Origin of the sequence: Mesorhizobium sp. M4B.F.Ca.ET.017.02.2.1, from assembly GCF_003998955.1 — a bacterium.
Taxonomy (GTDB): Bacteria; Pseudomonadota; Alphaproteobacteria; order Rhizobiales; family Rhizobiaceae; genus Mesorhizobium; species Mesorhizobium abyssinicae.
Genome location: NZ_RZOF01000107.1, coordinates 1 through 16,945 on the forward strand (window position 1 = coordinate 1; position 16,945 = coordinate 16,945).

Genomic DNA, 16,945 nt, shown 5'->3' on the forward strand with positions numbered 1-16,945 from the left:
GTCCATATGCGGGTAGAGCGCGTAGGACTGGAACACCATGGCGATGTCGCGGTCCTTGGGCGCCACATCGTTGACCAGCCGCTCGCCGATGCGGATCTCGCCGCCCGAAACCTCCTCCAGCCCGGCGATCATGCGCAGCAAGGTCGACTTGCCGCAGCCGGACGGGCCGACCAGCACGACGAACTCGCCATCGGCGATCTCGAGGTCGACGCCGTGCAGGATGCGCAGCGAGCCATAATCCTTCTCGACATGTTGCAGCGTGACGGAAGCCATCGATTATCCTTTGACCGCGCCGGCGGTGAGGCCGGTGACGAGATAGCGTTGCAGGAAGGCGAAGAAGATGCAGACCGGGATCAGCGCCAGGATGGAGGCCGCCATCATCTGCCCCCAGTCGACGGCGAACTTGCCGATGAAGGTGAGCAGGCCGACGGCGAAGGTTTTCTGGTCGTCGCTCGAGATCAGCATCAGCGCGAACAGCAATTCGCTCCAGGCGGCGGTGAAGACGAAGCCGAGCGTCGCCCCCATGCCGGGCAAAGTCAGCGGCACGATCACACGGCGCATTGCCTGTGCGCGCGTGCAGCCGTCGATCATCGCCGCCTCCTCCAGATCCTTCGGGATGCCGTCGAAGAAGGACTGCATGAGGAAGGTGGCGAAGGCGGTGTTGAAGGCGGTGTAGATGATGATCAGCCCGGTCAGGCTGTTGGTCAGGCCGATCTGGCCCATGATCCGGTAGATCGGCGGTATGACCATGACCAGCGGGAAGGTCTGGGTCAGCAGCAAAAGGATCGCCAGCGTCGCCTTGCCGCGAAAGGTGAAGCGCGACATGGCATAGCCGGCCAGCGTGGCGATGACCGTCACCAATGCCGCCGTCGACACCGAGACGATCACGCTGTTCAGGAAATAGCGCGGGAAGTCGGAGGCTTCGAGCACGGTGACGAAATTCTGCAAGGTCGTCTGCGACGGCCAGAAGGTGATGCCTTCGGAATAGAGCAGCCGCTCCGGCGTCACCGAGATCTTCAGCGTCCAGAAGATCGGGAACAGCGCGAAGACCATGTAAGCGGCGATTGCCGCGTAGAGGCCGATACCGCCGGCGAGGCGCGAGGAGGTGGAGCGACCGGCGATCATCAGACATGCCTCACAAGCGAGCGGCGGATGGCGATCAGCCCGATAGCATAGGCAATGAGCAGCACCAGGAGCAGCACGGCGACCGCCGAGGCATAGCCTTTGTCGAGCGACTTGAAGGCGCTGACATAAATGTAGACCGGCACCGTGCTGGTCGATCCCGCCGGTCCGCCTTCGGTCATGACGAAGATCAGGTCGGCGAAGGTGGCGATCCAGATCGTGCGCAACATGACGGTGATGACGATGGTGGGCGCCAGGAACGGCAGCGTCACCTTGGTGAAGCGCTGCCAGGGCGACGCGCCGTCGATTGCCGCGGCCTCGTGCAGTTCCGACGGGATCGACTTCAGCGCCGCCAGCAGCGTGATGGCGAAGAACGGGATGCCGAACCAGATGTTGGCGACAATCGGTCCCCACATGGCGGTGGCCGGATCGGAGAGCACATTGGTCGGTTCGGCCTTCAGCCCGAGCGCAAAGAGCCAGTGCGGCAGCGGCCCGATAATCGGGTTGAACAGCCAGGCCCAGGTGAGGCCGGAGAGGAAGGACGGCACCGCCCAGGGCAGGAACACCACCGCCTGCACCACCTTGCGGCCATAGAACGGCTTGTCGAGCAGCAACGCCAGGCCGAGGCCGAGAAAGAACTGGAAGAACAGGCTGGCGACGGTCCACCACAGCGTGTTGATCAGCGCCTGGCCAAGGACGGCGTCCGAGAGCATCGCCTGATACTGGCCGAGCCCGACATATTCCGACTTGAAGGCCGAGAATTTGCGGAAGGAATAGCTGATGCCGATGATCAATGGCACCAGCAGCACCACGACAAGCAGGACGATAGCCGGCGAAAGATAAAGCCAAGGCTCGATCGCGGCCTTGCTCAGCCCGCTCTTGCGCGACCGGGCGGCGGATCGGATTTCGGACACTGCGTAGGTCATACGGTGCTCGCGTTGGAGGGTGGGTGCCGGCGTTAGCGACAGCGTCCTTCTCCCCGTTCACGGGGAGAAGATGCCGGCAGGCAGATGAGGGGCGGCGCGAACCTTTCGGAAGTGGGCGCTGCCCCTCATCCGGTCCTTCGGACCACCTTCTCCCCGTGAACGGGGAGAAGGAAGAAGGGTCACTTCTTGTTCTTAGCCATCCAGTCCTGCTGTTCCTTGGTCAGGAACGCGGCCCATGCGTCGGCCGCCTCCTTGGCCGTCTTCTGGCCGAGCAGCACTTCCTGGAAGTTCTTGATCGCCACCTGGTCGACGAAGTTGCCGAGGTTTTCCAGATGCGTCGGCGGCGTGACCATTTCATATTTGGAGCTGTCGCTGAGCTCGGTGAACCAGCCCTTGAACTGCTCGGTCTTGAAATGGGCATCCTGGTCGGCGCCGTTGTGGATCGGCACGACGCCGACTTCCTTGGCCCATTCCAGATTGTCCTTCGGCGACAGCAGGGTGGCCATCAGCTTCCACGCATCGTCCTTGTGCTGCGAATTGGCAAACATCGCCCAGCCGGCATAGCCCAGCGTCGGGTAGGACTTGCCGCTCGGTCCGACCGGCAATGGCGCGACGGCGAAATCATCGGCGCTCATCTTGTCGGCGATGCCGAGCAGCGCGTCGGGATCCTGGTTGAGCATGGCGCAGGTGCCGGAATAGAAGCCGGTGACGGTCTCGTTGAAGCCCCAGCTCACGGCATCCTTCGGCGCCAGGCCGTTCTTGTACATGTCGGCCAGCATCTGCAGGCCCTTGACCGAGCCTTCGTCGTTGATGGTCGAGGTGCCGTCCTCGTTGAAGTAGCCGCCCTTGCCGGCGGCGATGTTCATGAACATGTGCATGCCGTTGAAGGCGCCCGGGCCGCCGCGCAGGCAGTAGCCATATTTGCCGGGGATGGCCGAGATCTTCTTGGAGTCCTCGACGAACTCGTCGAGCGTCGCCGGCGGGCCGTCGAGACCGGCTTCCTTGAACAGCTTCTTGTTCCAGAACAGCGCGTTCACATAGTAGCCGTAAGGGATCATGAACTGGGTGTTGTTGACGGTCGAGCCGAACTGCTTGGCGCGATCGCCGAGCGTCTTGGCGTCGTCCCACTTGGCCATGTAGGGACCGAGGTCTTCGAGCTGGCCGTTGTTGGCATAGAGGCCCATCCAGCGTTCCGGCATCTCGACGACGTCGGGCGTGTCGCCGGCCTGGACCATGGTGAGGAATTTCTCAAAAGCCTGGCCCCAGGGCAGCGAGACGAGCTCGACCTTGACGCCCGGATTGGCGGCCTCGAATTCGGCGATCTGCTTCTTGAGGAATTCGGTGCGCGGCGGGCTGGTGATGACCTCGACCATCTTGATTGTGCTGTCGGCCAGCGCGCCGCTGGCGGAAATCGCCAGGCCGGCGACGGCGGCAAGCATCAGCGTCAGTCTCTTCATGTTCAGGACTCCCATTTTGAACGCTCAGTTTATTTTTTTGCTTTGTCGAAGGCCTGGGCGATGTCGGCCCAGAGATCCTCGACGCTTTCCAATCCGACATTGAAGCGGATGGTTCGGGGGCTGACGCCGAAGCGCGCCATCGAATTCAAGCCCGGCGTCTGCTCGAGCGAGGCCTTGGCCGGCACGACCAGGCTTTCATGACCGCCCCAGCTGACGCCGATGCGGAAGAATTTCAGCGCATCGACGAAAGCGGGAATGTCGACATCCTCCGTCACCTCGAAGGAGAACAGCCCGGCATAGCCGGCAAGCGTCTTCTTGCCGGGATGGTTGGAATAGGCGGGATGGTTGACGCGCTCGACCTTGCCATGCGCCTTCAGCCGCTCGGCGAGGATGAGACCGCTTTTCATGTGATGCGGCAGCCTGAGCGGCAGGGTGCGCAGCCCGCGCAAAAGCAGCCAGCCTTCGAAGGGCGACAGCTTGCCGCCGAGCGAGGAATAGGTCTGCTCGTTGATGTGCCTGATATGCGCGGCCGATCCCGCCACCACGCCGGCGACGGTGTCGCTGTGGCCGCCGAGATATTTCGAAGCCGAGTGCAGGACGAGGTCGACGCCGTGCGCGATCGGCTTCTGGAACACCGGCGTCGCCCAGGAATTGTCGATGGTGGTGACGATGCCCTGCTCCTTGGCCAATCGCGTCAGATGGGCGATGTCCTGCAGTTCGAACATCATCGAGGTCGGGCTCTCGAGGTAAAGCAGCTTTGCGCCGGGGAGTGCCGCCGCCACCCCGTCCGGGTCCGAGCCGTCGACATAGTCGACCTTGATTTGCAGGCGCGGGAACAGCCGCTCGAACAGCCGGTAGGCATCGCCATAGCAGTTGCGCACGGCGACGATGCGCTCGCCGGCGCCGACAAAGGCGAGCACGGTGGCGCTGATCGCCGCCATGCCGCTGGAGAAGCCGCGCGCGGCTTCGGCGCCTTCCAAAGCCGCGACACGCGCCTCGAACTCCATCACCGTCGGATTGTCGCCGCGCGAATAGATCGGTTGCTTTCTGCGGCCGGCGAATGTGTCGGCCATGTCGGCATAGCTGGCGAAGGTGAACAGCGAGGTCTGGTAGATCGGCGGCACCACCGGACCACCCGGGAACGGATCGTCATGCGCCAGCAGCGTCGCCGCCTCGGCCAGATAGTCGCTGCTGGAAAGGCCCGGGTCGAAACCGGTCGGGTGCTCGTTCATTTGCGGTCCGAAAGCTTGAGGTTGGCGGCGCCGCGCTTCAAATCGTCCTCGACGGTGGCGATGAGCTTCAGCGCCTCGACGCGGGCGCCGTCGGGGTCACGCGCGGCAATGCAATTGAAGATGCTGCGGTGATAAGGAAAGCTGGCATGGCCGAAATCGCGCACGCCCAGAGGATGTTCCCAGAAGCGGTGAAACATCTCGTACATGGCGGCGATGATCTGCTCGAACAGCGGATTGCCGGAGGCGCGGAAGATCGCCTGATGGAATTCCCAGTCCTCCTCCGACGACATGCCGGCGCGGGTCTGGAAGGCCTCCTCCATCAGGTCGAGCTTGCGCTCGATCTCGGCGAGCTCGGCCTTGCCGGCACGAATGGCGCAGAGCGCGGCGGCCTCCGCCTCCAGCGCGCGGCGGATCTCCAGCGTGGACATCAGGCCGGCGAAATCGTTACCGCCGGCAAGCGTCAGCGGCATGTGCAACATGTCGGGCGAGACCGCGGCCTTGAGATAGGTGCCTGAGCCCTGACGGCGCTCGACGAGGCCGAGGCCCTCCCAGCGCGTCAACGCCTCGCGCACCGTGTTGCGGCTGACCTTGAGGCGCTCGGCCAGAATGCGCTCGGTCGGAAGCTTCTCACCGGGGCCGAGCGCTTCCTGCCTGACGAACCCCGCCAACGCCTTCAGCACCGCGTCGTCGCGGGCCGTCGTCTGGATGGGGGGCAAGAGATCGGTCACGCCGGCAGAGCCTAAAGTGGTTCAATGGTCCAACCAATTTCTGCACAGGCCGACGGGCGAGTCAACAGCCGAGACGAGACAGGCCGAACGGCGCATGGATGCGCCATTCGGCCGGAAGGTTCAGCCGTGGGCGCGCACCGGGGCATTGCGCCAGCGCGCGAACATTTCCTCGCGGACCCGCCGCGACGCCGAGAGCCGCTCTTTCGCCTCCGCCAACACGGCAGGCGATGCCTCTGCGGGCGTGCCTGAGCGGAACGGAGGTGCCGGCGCATATTCGAGTGCAAGCTGCACGGTTTCGGCTTCGGCCTGTCCGAGCAGCCTCGCGACCAGGAGAAGACCGAAATCGATCCCCGATGTGACGCCCCCTGCGGTGATCAGCTTGCCGTCCTCGACGATCCGCTCGTCGACAGGGATGGCGCCGAATTCTTCCAGGAAATCATGCGCATACCAATGCGTTGTCGCGCGCTTGCCCTTCAACAGCCCGGCCGCGCCGAGCACCAAAGCGCCGCTGCACACCGAGGTGATGTAGCGCGCCTGCACCGCGCGCTCCCAGACGAAGTCGAGAACTGTCTGATCCTCCAGTAGTGCGTTGACGCCGCCGCCGCCAGGAACGCACAGCACGTCGAGAGGCCGGCAATCGTCGAAGGTGGCTGTCGCGGTAAGGGGCAGCCGCGTCGACGACATCACCGGATCGCGATCCTTCCAGATCAATTCCACCTCGGCGCCCTTTGCCGATGCCAGGACTTCGTAGGGGCCGGTGAGGTCGAGTTGCTGGACGTTGGGGAACACAAGGATGCCGAGACGAAGGACCATGGAAATCTCCTCAGGTTGACTCCGGCCAAGCTAAGGCATCATGCTTTGGCAAGATCGCCAATCACCCCTCGTTTCAAGCCAAAGCCATGCGCCGTATCGAAATCCTTGCCTATCCCGACGTCCAGCTCCTCGATGTCAGCGGGCCGCTACAGGTGTTCGCCAGCGCCAACGACTTCAAGATCCAGGCCGGCGAACCGGCGGCCTATGAGGTCATGGTCGTCGCCGCCTCGCCGCGGATCAGGACGTCGGCTGGCCTCGTGCTCGAGGCTACGCTGCTGCCGCCGCATGGGTCCGGGATCGACACGCTGATCGTGCCGGGCGGATGGGGCGTCAGCGCGGCCTGCGAGGATCGCGAGCTCCTGCAATGGGTGATCGGCCGCTCGCGCGATGCCACGCGAACAGCCTCGGTTTGCAGCGGCGCCTTCCTGCTAGCGACCGCAGGCCTGCTCGATGGCCGTCGCGCGGTTACCCATTGGGGACGCTGCGCCGAGTTTGCACGGCGCTTTCCAGCGGTCCGGCTCGAACCCGACCCGATCTTCATTCGTGACGGCAATGTCTGGACATCGGCGGGGGTCACGGCGGGCATAGATCTCGCGCTGTCCTTCGTCGAGGCCGATCTTGGCCGACGCATGGCGCTTGCCGTGGCACGCCAGCTGGTGGTGTTCCTGAAACGTCCCGGCGGCCAGGCGCAATTCAGCCAGACGCTCAAGCTGCAGGAAGGCGACGAGCGCTTCGACCGGCTGCATGGCTGGATCCTGGACAATCTGGACGGCGACCTTTCGCTGCCGAATTTGGCCGACCGCGCCAACATGAGCCCGCGCAGCTTCTCGCGGCATTATCGCGAAGCGACGGGTCGGACACCGGCCCGCGCCATCGAAGAGATCCGAATCGAGGCAGCGCGGCGAATGCTGGAACGGGGACAGGCGATCAGCCAGACGGCCCGGCGCTGCGGCTTCGGCTCGGAAGAAACGATGCGGCGCGGCTTTCTACGCGTCCTCGGCACCAACCCGCGCGACTATCGCGAGCGTTTCTGATCGCGCCTTCTCGCCCTGAATGTTCGCTACAACGGGCTCTCGACCAGCCGATGTGACTGCACGGCGGCGCGACCGATTTCGGTCAGCGCGTAGATGCCGCGTTCGGCCCTGGCGAACCAGCCATAGTAATTGTGCAGCAGGATGCTCGCCGCGCGCGGCGAAAGCACTTTCAGGTCGCGCGGCCGCTTGGGACCATCGGCCATGGCGGCGGCACAAGCGAGCGCCTCCTGCCGGTAGGCGGTCATGATGGGCGTGCGCGTGCTGCCGCCGGTAGCCGGGTCGCCCTTGCGGCGATAATGCTCCTCCATCAGGCGCGAGCGCCGCCTGGGATCGCGCCGCGGCGGCAGGGCGGCGGGACTGAGCAGGAGTTCGACCTCGCCCTTGCCGCCGACGCCGAGCAAGCCGAAGCCAAGTCGCCGGCACAAGGCCCGGAAGCGGCGGTCGTGCTCGCGGCCCTTGCCGCGCGCCGACATAAGCGCGGCAAGCCAGACCTCGTCGCAGGCGGCGGCGCGATCGACCGCCTGGAGCACAAGCTCGAGATTGAACTGCAGTTTCAGTTCGCAGATGACGACCACCGGCGGCTCGCCTTCGCGCAGCCCGACCACGTCGCAGCCGCCGACTTCGCCCTTGACGGTGAAATCCAGGCTCTCGAGGAACCGCTTCACCGGGACGTAGAGGGACGTTTCCTGCATGCGGCGAGACATAGCCGATTCGGCCCGGGTCCGGACAGCGCCGCCAAAGTGAAGCCGGCCCGCACTATCGTGAAGAACCGCAGCGCGCGTTCGGCCTGGATCGATCGCGGCCAGCGCCGCGACGGCCATTCACTTCGCCAGAAGGCTACTGCCTGGTGAACAGACCGGTGTAGGTCTGGCCGGCAAGCGCATAACTGGCGGCCAGCGTTCCGTCGGGAAGCATTGTGGCGGTGACGTCGGCGCCGTTCGGCAGGCGCCCGAGCTTCAAAGTGCTGCCGACGATTTTCCCGGCGCCATCGGCCACTCCCGGCTTGTTGTCGGCCAGATCTCCCCAGGCATAGGTGACAGTCACCTGCCCGCGCGGAGAAACCGTCAGCACGGCGAGCTTGCCTTCATACATCCCGTCCAGCTGTCCGGCCCATATGCCCGAAAATGCGGCATACTTTGCCGGAACGCCCTTGCCGGGGGGCGTGACCACCACGGATGGATCCAAGACCGCCGAACCCTGGGGAGCAGGAACAGCAACTGCGGCAGCCACGGCAGGCTGGGGAGGTGGCGGTGGCGGCGCTTCAGGCGCCGACTGGCAGGCGGCGAGCGCGAATGCCGCGAATCCGAGCATCGGAAAAGGACTGTTTGGTGGAGCCAATCGGAATCGAACCGACGACCTCTTGAATGCCATTCAAGCGCTCTCCCAACTGAGCTATGGCCCCACTCCCGGCAGTCAGCCGGCGCCGTTTCCGGCGAAGAGATCCGGCGCGGGTTTGGATCCGCGCCGTCAAGTGCAGGCGGCTTCTAACCCCGCCTTCGGTCAAGATCAAGCCTTCAACGACCGCTTTTTCGTCACAGGCCAAAAAGGCCGGCAAACGGTCGCGCCCGGGGCCTGATCAGACCTCGTCGTCGTCGTCGCCGACGCCGATCATGTCAGAGACATCGTCGTCCTCTTCCTCTTCATTGGCAAGGAAGGTGTCGTCCTCGTCGTCGCCGAGGTCCACATCGTCCTCGTCGTCGCCGAGATCGGGAAGATCGTCGCCGCCCTTGGCCTCTTCGTCGGCCTCCTCGAGCGAAACGACCTCGGCGCCCTCTTCGTCCTCGCCGTCGACTTCCTTGTCGGCAACTTCCTCGTCCTCTTCGAGGGCAGAAATCTTGCCATCCTCGAAATAGGAACGCGGATAGCTCTTGCCGGTATAGGGCGAGACAATCGGGTCCTTGTTCAGGTCATAGAATTTCCGACCCGTTTCCGGGTCGATGCGTTTGGTGCCAAGTTCAGCTTTTGCCACAGCAGGCCTCGTAGATAGAAGAGTGGTCCCCTTAACCGCAGTTTACGGCGCTGTCAAAGCCAAAAGCCGGCTTCGGGCCGACGCCGCAAAAGCCCGCAATCGCAGGCGTTGCACCAAGGGGATGACCATTCCCGTCCGCCGTGATACGAGACCGCCGCAACAAAAGAAAAGTGCCGGTGCGCCGGCGTTCCATCCAGGGAAAACCATGTCTCACGCTGCCGCTCCGAAACCGGCCACGGCCCGCAAATCATCAGCGCTCTCCGGCACGGCGCGCGTGCCGGGCGACAAGTCGATCTCGCACCGTTCCTTCATGTTCGGCGGCCTTGCGTCCGGCGAAACCCGCATCACCGGCCTGCTCGAGGGCGAGGATGTCATGCGCACCGGCGCGGCGATGAAGGCGATGGGCGCGCATATCGAGAAGCGCGGCGCCGAATGGGTGATCCGCGGCACCGGCAACGGCGCGCTGCTCCAGCCCGATGGCCCGCTCGATTTCGGCAATGCCGGCACCGGCTCGCGGCTCACCATGGGCCTGGTCGGCACCTATGACATGGAAACGACCTTCATCGGCGACGCCTCGCTGTCTGGCCGGCCGATGGGCCGGGTGCTGGAGCCGCTGCGCCAGATGGGCGTGCAGGTGTTGAAGGCGACGCCCGGCGACCGCATGCCGATCACGCTGCGCGGCCCCAAGCACGCCGCCCCCATCACCTACCGCGTGCCGATGGCTTCGGCTCAGGTGAAGTCGGCGGTGCTGCTGGCGGGCCTGAACACGCCGGGCATCACCACCGTGATCGAGCCGGTGATGACGCGCGACCACACCGAAAAGATGCTGAAGGGATTTGGCGCCAATCTGACGGTCGAAACCGACGAGCGCGGCGTGCGCCACATCTTCATCGAGGGCCAGGGCAAGCTCAGCGGGCAGACGATCGCGGTGCCTGGCGACCCGTCCTCGGCGGGCTTCCCGCTGGTGGCGGCGCTCATCGTGCCGGGCTCGGACATCGTCATCGAGAACGTGCTGATGAACCCGACTCGCACCGGCCTGCTCCTGACGCTGCAGGAGATGGGGGGCCGGATCGACATCCTCAACCCGCGCAATGCCGGCGGCGAGGACGTCGCCGACCTGCGCGTGCGCTCTTCGGAATTGAAGGGCGTCACCGTGCCGCCGGAGCGGGCGCCGTCGATGATCGACGAATATCCGGTGCTGGCGGTTGCGGCGAGCTTCGCCGAGGGCGAGACGCTGATGCAGGGGCTGGAAGAGCTGCGCGTCAAGGAATCCGACCGGCTTTCGGCCGTCGCCAACGGGCTGAAGCTCAACGGCGTCGACTGCACGGAAGGCGAAGCGACGCTTGCCGTGCGCGGCAGGCCGGGCGGCAAGGGGCTGGGCAGACACCCCAACGGGCCGGACACGACGGTGAAGACCCATCTCGACCACCGCATCGCCATGAGTTTCCTCGTCATGGGACTGGCGAGCGAAAAGCCGGTGACCATCGACGACGCCAACATGATCGCAACGAGCTTTCCGGAATTCATGGGGCTGATGAAGGGGCTGGGCGCGGAGATTTCCTAAACCCAGGATTGTCGCCAAATTTGGCTATCAACTCAATTGTTCTTTAAGGCCGATCCTTCAAGGTCATGCGAACTTTTGGGGAGAGCCATGAACATCCTAGCCTCGATTTTGCTTGCGATCATAGCAGCCGTCGTTTTGATCGTTGCAAAGGCTGTATCCGTGGCCAAGATGATCAATGAGCGAAATTATTCGTTCGCGCGCTTCGGCTTGATCACGGCGCTTTGGGCCGGGCTTACCATTCCAAGCGTGGGTTCTACCTGTGGGCCGGTAGGTTGCACATACGGTTTGCATTTCGGCTGGGTGCTTGAAATGACCAAAGCCGAGATGCCCGCAAATGCGATTTTTTTTGTAATGGGCGGCTACGCGATCCTCAGCGTGTATTTCCTCGGGCATGCGCTGGGATGGCTATTGACTTTGTTAGGGGCATGCCGCCGGCCTGCTGCGCATTAGCTCGACATTTCGACCAGACACTATGCGCAACGGATCCAAAACCGATGACGGGTTTGTAATCGTTTCATTTCGTAGAGGAACCGGTTCCTACAAGATAACTCCCGAGCAGCATGAATTCATAAAAAGGCAGCTTTGCCGTGAGTATTATGCAGCGATTCTGACCACGGTTCCTCTCGCTGGCCTCGTGCTGCTTTGGTTCGGCGGACACGTCGCCACGCATTGGCTCGTGCTCGTCGCAATCATTTATGTGGCAGGCAATACGGCTCTGAGCATTGCTCGCTTTCGGGCGATCGCTCACGTGAAAAGGTTCGCTGCCAGGTCTTCCGTGCCGGTCGAATTTCCCGGCATGCCAGAGTTCAAGGAAGTCCTCCTGAAGGCGTGGCGGGACAGTCGCGCAGATGCTGCCGCCCTGCGCGGACAGCATGCGATTTTGATGTGTCAGGTTTTCTTGGCCTATGGCGGGCTGAGCTTGGTGCTTAGGCAACTGGGCGTGGAAAAACTGGCCGGCCTGCCTGTCCTCGGCTCCGGTCTCGCCGCGAGCCTGGTCTTTGTCGGCGCAGTTTCCTTGCTGATAGCACGGGTATTTCGGAAGCAGGACAAGACGGAGGAATAAGTCCCTCCCTTGTCAACACTACCCCCGACAGGTTTAAGGGGGCATGACACGCGTCTTCACCATCGCGATCGACGGGCCTGCAGGCGCGGGCAAAGGCACGCTTGCCCGCCGGCTTGCCGACCACTACCGGCTGAACCTGCTCGACACCGGCCTCACCTATCGCGCCGTCGCGCATGCGCTGCTGCAGCTCGGCCTGCCGCTCGACAATGTCTCGGCGGCGGAAACCGCGGCGCGGCAGGTGGACCTTTCAAAGCTCGATCGCGCCGTGCTGTCGGCGCATGCGGTGGGCGAGGCCGCTTCCAAGGTCGCCGTTTTCCCGACTGTGCGGCGCATTCTGGTCGAAAAGCAGCGCGCCTTCGCCAAAACGCCGCCGGGCGCCGTGCTCGACGGGCGCGACATCGGCACCGTCGTGTGCCCCGACGCCGACATCAAGCTTTATGTGACGGCAAGCGCAGAGGTGCGGGCGAGACGCCGGCTGGCGGAGATCGAGAGCATCGGCGGCAGCGCCGATTTCGCCACCATTCTGGCCGACATCGAGCGGCGCGACGAGCGCGACATGGGCCGCGCCGACTCGCCGCTCAAGCCGGCCGCCGACGCGCACTTGCTTGATACGTCCGAAATGGCTATAGAGGCCGCGTTCCTGGCGGCCATGGCGATCATCGACGACGTCCTGGCCAAGAGAAACAAAGCCTGAGCCGGGTTTTTCCTCGTGTTTCCGTTGCCGGAGGCGAAGAAAATACCCATATCGGGCACTAACCAGCCTGCCAGCATTCTTCATGCGCCGGACTTGCCGCTTTGAGCGGCCAAGGGCTCTTCAGCCCGGAACGCCGGCAGGCTCACGCAACGCTAACCCACGGCGCCCGTCCCGCTCGATATGCGGGGCACTTCAGGAGAAACAATGTCAGCTGCTAATCCGTCTCGCGACGATTTCGCGAGCATGCTCGAAGAATCATTCACCGCCGGCCATTCCGGCGAGGGCCAGGTTGTCCGGGGCACGATCACCGCGATCGAAAAGGACATGGCCATCATCGACGTCGGCCTCAAGGTCGAAGGCCGCGTGCCGCTGAAGGAATTCGGCGCCAAGGGCAAGGAGTCGTCCCTCAAGGTCGGCGACACCGTCGAAGTCTATGTCGAGCGCATCGAAAACGCGCTTGGCGAAGCCATGCTGTCGCGCGAGAAGGCGCGCCGCGAGGAGAGCTGGGTGCGCCTCGAGGAGAAGTTCACCAAGGGTGAGCGCGTCGAAGGCGTCATCTTCAACCAGGTCAAGGGCGGCTTCACCGTCGACCTCGACGGCGCCGTGGCGTTCCTGCCGCGCAGCCAGGTCGATATCCGCCCGATCCGCGACGTCTCGCCGCTGATGCACAATCCGCAGCCCTTCGAGATCCTCAAGATGGATCGCCGCCGCGGCAACATCGTGGTGTCGCGCCGCACCGTGCTCGAGGAGAGCCGCGCCGAACAGCGTTCGGAAATCGTGCAGAACCTCGAAGAGGGCCAGGTGGTCGAAGGCGTGGTCAAGAACATCACCGACTACGGTGCGTTCGTCGACCTCGGCGGCATCGACGGCCTGCTGCATGTCACCGACATGGCATGGCGCCGCGTCAACCATCCGACCGAGATCCTCAACATCGGCCAGACGGTCAAGGTGCAGATCATCCGCATCAACCAGGAAACCCACCGCATCTCGCTCGGCATGAAGCAGCTCGAGAGCGATCCGTGGTCGGAGATCGGCACCAAGTTCCCGATCGGCAAGAAGATCAAGGGCACCGTCACCAACATCACCGACTACGGCGCGTTCGTCGAGCTGGAGCCGGGCATCGAGGGCCTCATCCACGTTTCGGAAATGTCGTGGACGAAGAAGAACGTGCACCCCGGCAAGATCCTGTCGACGACCCAGGAAGTCGACGTGGTGGTGCTCGAGGTCGATCCGGCCAAGCGCCGCATCTCGCTCGGCCTCAAGCAGACGCTGGAGAACCCGTGGGAGGCCTTCGCGCGCACCCATCCGGTCGGCAGCCAGGTCGAGGGCGAGGTCAAGAACAAGACCGAGTTCGGCCTGTTCATCGGCCTGGAAGGCGACGTGGACGGCATGGTCCACCTCTCCGACCTCGACTGGACCCGTCCGGGCGAGCAGGTGATCGAAGAGTACAATCGCGGCGACGTGGTCAAGGCGCAGGTGCTCGACGTCGACATCGAGAAGGAGCGCATCTCGCTCGGCATCAAGCAGCTGGCCCGTGACACGGTCGGTGAAGCGGCGACTTCGGGCGAACTGCGCAAGAACGCCGTCGTCACCTGCGAGGTCATCGGCGTCAAGGATGGCGGTCTGGAAGTGCGGCTGGTCGACAGCGGCATCGAGACCTTCATCAAGCGCTCCGACCTCAGCCGCGACCGTGACGAGCAGCGCCCCGAGCGCTTCACCGTCGGCCAGAAGGTCGACGCCCGCGTCATCGCCTTCGATAAGAAGACCCGCAAGCTGCAGGTCTCGATCAAGGCGCTGGAAATCGCCGAGGAGAAGGAAGCGGTCGCCCAGTACGGCTCGACCGACTCCGGCGCCTCGCTGGGCGATATCCTGGGCGCGGCGCTGAAGAAGCAGGGCAACTAAAGCATTCCAGGAAAACCGCGCAGCGGTTTTCCGTCCGGAATTGCTTGAGCCTCTTCGCCCAAGCCAAACAAGAACCCCGCCGGAGCGATCCGGCGGGGTTTTTTGTTTGGCCGCCCGACCGACCGATATCAGAGCAATGCCAGGAAAAGTGTGAAACGGTTTTCCGTCCGGAATTGCGTCAAAACAAAGAGATACGGCGGTTCAGCGTTTCAATGAAACGATGAACAGCTCTAGGCCCTGCCGTAGAGCGGCACCAGCGTGCCGCTCATGGCCATATTGGTGGGCGAGGCGAGATAGGCGATCGCCTCGGCGGCGGCTTCGAGGCTCACCCATTTGGTGAAATCGGCGTCCGGCATGTCGGCACGGTTGGCCGGCGTATCGAGCGTCGAAGGCGCCACCGCGTTGACCAGTATGCCCTTGTGCTTCAGCTCCTCGGCCATCGCCACCGTCATCGCCGCGACCGCCGCCTTGCTGGCGGCATAGGCGACCATGCCCGAACCGCGCCGCGGATCGAGCCCGGCTCGCGCCGTGACGTTGACGATGCGCCCGGCCGTGCCCGAAGTCAGCATCGAGCGGATCGCGGCACGGCAACAGAGAAAGGTGGTGCGGGCGTTGGTGTCCATCATCTCGGCGAAGGAGGCCGATTCGATCTTCTCCACTGGCGCCATGGCAAAGCCGCCGGCGAGGTGAATCGATCCCCACAGGTCCGTCACCTGGTTGTAGAACGCCTCGACCTTGGTCGAATCCGACAGGTCAACATTGTGCGCCAGCCTGACGCGATCATGGGCGGCGAACGGAAAGTGCGGCGGCGCCGCGGCATGGGCGTTGGGGACATGGCAGACCGCGCCCTGCTCCAGGAGCTTGCCGACAACCGCGCCACCCAGCGCCCCCGTGCCGCCGGTCACCACGATATGCCTGCCGTCCAGTGTTTCCGTCATATTCGACTGCTCCAGTCCATTTCACGCTTGCGCCACGCCGGCGCCGAACCTCGCGCCTTTCGCGCCGTCACTCAACTGAAATTTCGTTGACGCTAATTCACCGTTTCAGTTCGCCGGCCAACCGTCGAGGATCGCATCCCAGAGCAGGCGTTTCTCGGTCGCCGGACGCTCGGCCTTGTGCGTCAGCTTGTGCAGCCAGAAACGATCATGGACCGCGCGATGCGCTGCCTCGTCGAGCGGCTCGAAGAGCAGCCATTGCAGCTCGTGCGGCCGGTCGGCGCCGACCTGCGGCCTGGCCAGGAACTCGCGACGAAGCCCCCCGTTCAGGAGAAGCGCAGCCTCGAAATGGTAGGGGAACATGAAGTAGTCATGGAGCCCGTCATGGGCCTTCCAGTAGTCGGCGAGGCCATGAAGAACGGTCTCGACCAACGGGTGCCCCTTGCGGGCGTGAATGAACCAGGTCTCCACGAGCCGGGGATGGCGACCGGTCTCGCGCAGGATGTAGAAATCCTCGCGCTCGATCTCCGGCGGAACGGGCTGCCGCAGCAGGATCGTGGCATCGAGCCATGTCCCGCCATGCCTTGCCAGCAGATCCAATCGGATGAAGTTGGAAAAATGCTGGCTGTTCATCAGCCCACGCCGCCGCTTGTCCCAGATATGGCCGGGCAGGTCGACATGGTCCTCGACGGTCCTGTCGTCGAGGACGACGAGCTTGCGCTCGCCCCTGTGGCGAGCCACCGAGCGCAGGCATGCCTTGACCACCGGCGGCGCCGCCTCGACGCCTTGCGCCCAGTATTGCCAGATCGGGCCAAGGTCGCCAGGCGCGCCGGCGGAGCACCACCGCGAATGATCGACGGCGATGTGCCGCACCCGATGCAGCCGCTTGCGGGACCAGGTCATGCACAGCTTGGCGGCGCGCTTGCGCAGCGGCCAGGGCAAGATGCGCGAGGACGCTGCCCGGCGCAGCGGCGCAAGATAGGAAAGCCTGAGCGGGTCGCGGAACGGCACTGCCTCGCTGAAGAACGAGCCCGCCGGGCCATCGCCTGACATCACGGCGCTCAATCCACCGTGACTTCGATGACCCGTGGCTTGCCTGCCGCGCGGGCGCGCCTTAGCGCATCCGCCAGGCCTTCCGTGCCGGCAAGCCGCTCGGCGACGATGCCATAGGCCTCGGCCAGCTTGCAGAAATCCGGCGGCGCGGGAGACACGCCGACCGGCTCGACGCCGACGTCGAGCATCGAGGTCTCGATCTCGCGATAGCCGCGATTGTTCCAGACGACGAAGGTGACAGGCGCATCGGCATCGAGCGCCGCGCCGAGTTCCGGCAGGGTGAACTGGAAGCCGCCGTCGCCGGTCAAGCAGACGACGGAGGCCTCGGGCACGGCGAGCGCCGCGCCGATCGCCGCCCCCGGCCCGTAGCCCAGGGCGCCGAAGCCGGTCGCGGCGTTGAACCAGCCGCCCGGCCGGTCATGGTCGTAATAGAGGTTGGCGGCATAGATCGGC

The 16,945-nt window shown here is 64.3% G+C and carries 19 protein-coding genes and 1 tRNA gene; 6 read left to right on the forward strand and 14 right to left on the reverse strand.

What is annotated here, in order from left to right:
* The 7 genes from EN738_RS15230 to EN738_RS15260 form a co-directional block, all read right to left on the reverse strand.
* The coding region (locus tag EN738_RS15230) for an ATP-binding cassette domain-containing protein (RefSeq protein WP_127284405.1) at positions 1–273 on the reverse strand (273 nt) is incomplete at its 3' end.
* A 3-nt stretch (positions 274–276) separates the two neighbouring features.
* Complete coding sequence (locus tag EN738_RS15235) at positions 277–1,125, reverse strand: carbohydrate ABC transporter permease (RefSeq protein ID WP_127284406.1); 849 nt, start codon at positions 1,123–1,125, stop codon at positions 277–279.
* On the reverse strand, positions 1,125–2,048 hold the full coding sequence (locus tag EN738_RS15240) for a sugar ABC transporter permease (RefSeq protein ID WP_127284407.1): 924 nt from the start codon (positions 2,046–2,048) through the stop codon (positions 1,125–1,127). Before EN738_RS15240 ends, EN738_RS15235 begins: the two co-directional genes overlap by 1 nt.
* Positions 2,049–2,227: 179 nt before the next feature.
* Entirely contained in the window at positions 2,228–3,505 is a 1,278-nt protein-coding gene (locus EN738_RS15245; protein WP_127284408.1) for a sugar ABC transporter substrate-binding protein, read from the reverse strand.
* 29 nt (positions 3,506–3,534) lie between these two features.
* Positions 3,535–4,737 (reverse strand): PLP-dependent transferase, encoded by a 1,203-nt coding sequence (locus EN738_RS15250; RefSeq protein ID WP_127284409.1) that lies wholly within the window; start codon positions 4,735–4,737, stop codon positions 3,535–3,537.
* Positions 4,734–5,465, reverse strand: coding sequence for a FadR/GntR family transcriptional regulator (locus EN738_RS15255; protein ID WP_127284410.1), 732 nt, complete (start codon positions 5,463–5,465; stop codon positions 4,734–4,736). The genes EN738_RS15250 and EN738_RS15255 overlap by 4 nt, the downstream gene beginning before the upstream one ends.
* Positions 5,466–5,585: 120 nt before the next feature.
* Entirely contained in the window at positions 5,586–6,278 is a 693-nt protein-coding gene (locus EN738_RS15260; RefSeq protein WP_127284411.1) for a DJ-1/PfpI family protein, read from the reverse strand.
* An 86-nt stretch (positions 6,279–6,364) separates the two neighbouring features.
* Between EN738_RS15260 and EN738_RS15265 the strand changes: the two genes are divergently transcribed.
* A complete protein-coding gene (locus EN738_RS15265) occupies positions 6,365–7,312 on the forward strand; it encodes a GlxA family transcriptional regulator (protein ID WP_127284412.1) in 948 nt (315 codons plus the stop codon).
* A 26-nt stretch (positions 7,313–7,338) separates the two neighbouring features.
* On the opposite strand, the gene EN738_RS15270 is transcribed toward EN738_RS15265, so the two are convergent.
* From EN738_RS15270 to EN738_RS15285, 4 genes are all read right to left on the reverse strand, one after another.
* A complete protein-coding gene (locus EN738_RS15270; protein WP_127284413.1) occupies positions 7,339–8,004 on the reverse strand; it encodes a DUF2161 family putative PD-(D/E)XK-type phosphodiesterase in 666 nt (221 codons plus the stop codon).
* Positions 8,005–8,149: 145 nt separating this feature from the next.
* Positions 8,150–8,485 (reverse strand): hypothetical protein, encoded by a 336-nt coding sequence (locus EN738_RS15275; protein WP_245494553.1) that lies wholly within the window; start codon positions 8,483–8,485, stop codon positions 8,150–8,152.
* Between the two features lie 153 nt (positions 8,486–8,638).
* Positions 8,639–8,714 (reverse strand) — tRNA-Ala (locus tag EN738_RS15280).
* A gap of 174 nt (positions 8,715–8,888) precedes the next feature.
* Positions 8,889–9,281: a TIGR02300 family protein gene (locus tag EN738_RS15285; RefSeq protein WP_127284414.1), complete on the reverse strand. Its 393-nt coding sequence runs from the start codon at positions 9,279–9,281 to the stop codon at positions 8,889–8,891.
* A 205-nt stretch (positions 9,282–9,486) separates the two neighbouring features.
* Between EN738_RS15285 and aroA the strand changes: the two genes are divergently transcribed.
* From aroA to rpsA, 5 genes are all read left to right on the forward strand, one after another.
* Positions 9,487–10,845: a 3-phosphoshikimate 1-carboxyvinyltransferase gene (gene aroA / locus EN738_RS15290; RefSeq protein ID WP_127284415.1), complete on the forward strand. Its 1,359-nt coding sequence runs from the start codon at positions 9,487–9,489 to the stop codon at positions 10,843–10,845.
* Positions 10,846–10,932: 87 nt separating this feature from the next.
* Positions 10,933–11,295 (forward strand): hypothetical protein, encoded by a 363-nt coding sequence (locus EN738_RS15295; protein WP_127284416.1) that lies wholly within the window; start codon positions 10,933–10,935, stop codon positions 11,293–11,295.
* Between the two features lie 22 nt (positions 11,296–11,317).
* Entirely contained in the window at positions 11,318–11,908 is a 591-nt protein-coding gene (locus EN738_RS15300) for a hypothetical protein (RefSeq protein WP_127284417.1), read from the forward strand.
* 43 nt (positions 11,909–11,951) lie between these two features.
* Positions 11,952–12,602, forward strand: a complete 651-nt coding sequence (cmk, locus tag EN738_RS15305; RefSeq protein ID WP_127284418.1) for a (d)CMP kinase — start codon at positions 11,952–11,954, stop codon at positions 12,600–12,602.
* A 204-nt stretch (positions 12,603–12,806) separates the two neighbouring features.
* Entirely contained in the window at positions 12,807–14,504 is a 1,698-nt protein-coding gene (gene rpsA / locus EN738_RS15310; RefSeq protein WP_127284419.1) for a 30S ribosomal protein S1, read from the forward strand.
* 230 nt (positions 14,505–14,734) lie between these two features.
* Here rpsA and EN738_RS15315 read toward each other — a convergent pair whose 3' ends face one another.
* From EN738_RS15315 to EN738_RS15325, 3 genes are all read right to left on the reverse strand, one after another.
* A complete protein-coding gene (locus tag EN738_RS15315) occupies positions 14,735–15,442 on the reverse strand; it encodes an SDR family NAD(P)-dependent oxidoreductase (protein ID WP_127284420.1) in 708 nt (235 codons plus the stop codon).
* A 105-nt stretch (positions 15,443–15,547) separates the two neighbouring features.
* Complete coding sequence (locus EN738_RS15320; protein WP_127284421.1) at positions 15,548–16,492, reverse strand: capsular polysaccharide synthesis protein; 945 nt, start codon at positions 16,490–16,492, stop codon at positions 15,548–15,550.
* An 8-nt stretch (positions 16,493–16,500) separates the two neighbouring features.
* Positions 16,501–16,945, reverse strand: a 445-nt coding sequence (locus tag EN738_RS15325) for a thiamine pyrophosphate-dependent enzyme (RefSeq protein ID WP_245494554.1), incomplete at its 5' end; no start/stop codon positions are given.

What these genes read in the sequence shown, in the direction of transcription:
- EN738_RS15235 (WP_127284406.1), bottom strand. Translation starts at nt 1,125, where the DNA reads ATGATCGCCGGTCGCTCCACCTCCTCGCGCCTCGCCGGCGGTATCGGC.
- EN738_RS15240 (WP_127284407.1), bottom strand. Translation starts at nt 2,048, where the DNA reads ATGACCTACGCAGTGTCCGAAATCCGATCCGCCGCCCGGTCGCGCAAG.
- EN738_RS15245 (WP_127284408.1), bottom strand. Translation starts at nt 3,505, where the DNA reads ATGAAGAGACTGACGCTGATGCTTGCCGCCGTCGCCGGCCTGGCGATT.
- EN738_RS15250 (WP_127284409.1), bottom strand. Translation starts at nt 4,737, where the DNA reads ATGAACGAGCACCCGACCGGTTTCGACCCGGGCCTTTCCAGCAGCGAC.
- EN738_RS15260 (WP_127284411.1), bottom strand. Translation starts at nt 6,278, where the DNA reads ATGGTCCTTCGTCTCGGCATCCTTGTGTTCCCCAACGTCCAGCAACTC.
- EN738_RS15265 (WP_127284412.1), top strand. Translation starts at nt 6,365, where the DNA reads ATGCGCCGTATCGAAATCCTTGCCTATCCCGACGTCCAGCTCCTCGAT.
- EN738_RS15270 (WP_127284413.1), bottom strand. Translation starts at nt 8,004, where the DNA reads ATGCAGGAAACGTCCCTCTACGTCCCGGTGAAGCGGTTCCTCGAGAGC.
- aroA (WP_127284415.1), top strand. Translation starts at nt 9,487, where the DNA reads ATGTCTCACGCTGCCGCTCCGAAACCGGCCACGGCCCGCAAATCATCA.
- EN738_RS15295 (WP_127284416.1), top strand. Translation starts at nt 10,933, where the DNA reads ATGAACATCCTAGCCTCGATTTTGCTTGCGATCATAGCAGCCGTCGTT.
- EN738_RS15300 (WP_127284417.1), top strand. Translation starts at nt 11,318, where the DNA reads ATGCGCAACGGATCCAAAACCGATGACGGGTTTGTAATCGTTTCATTT.
- cmk (WP_127284418.1), top strand. Translation starts at nt 11,952, where the DNA reads ATGACACGCGTCTTCACCATCGCGATCGACGGGCCTGCAGGCGCGGGC.
- rpsA (WP_127284419.1), top strand. Translation starts at nt 12,807, where the DNA reads ATGTCAGCTGCTAATCCGTCTCGCGACGATTTCGCGAGCATGCTCGAA.
- EN738_RS15315 (WP_127284420.1), bottom strand. Translation starts at nt 15,442, where the DNA reads ATGACGGAAACACTGGACGGCAGGCATATCGTGGTGACCGGCGGCACG.
- EN738_RS15320 (WP_127284421.1), bottom strand. Translation starts at nt 16,492, where the DNA reads ATGTCAGGCGATGGCCCGGCGGGCTCGTTCTTCAGCGAGGCAGTGCCG.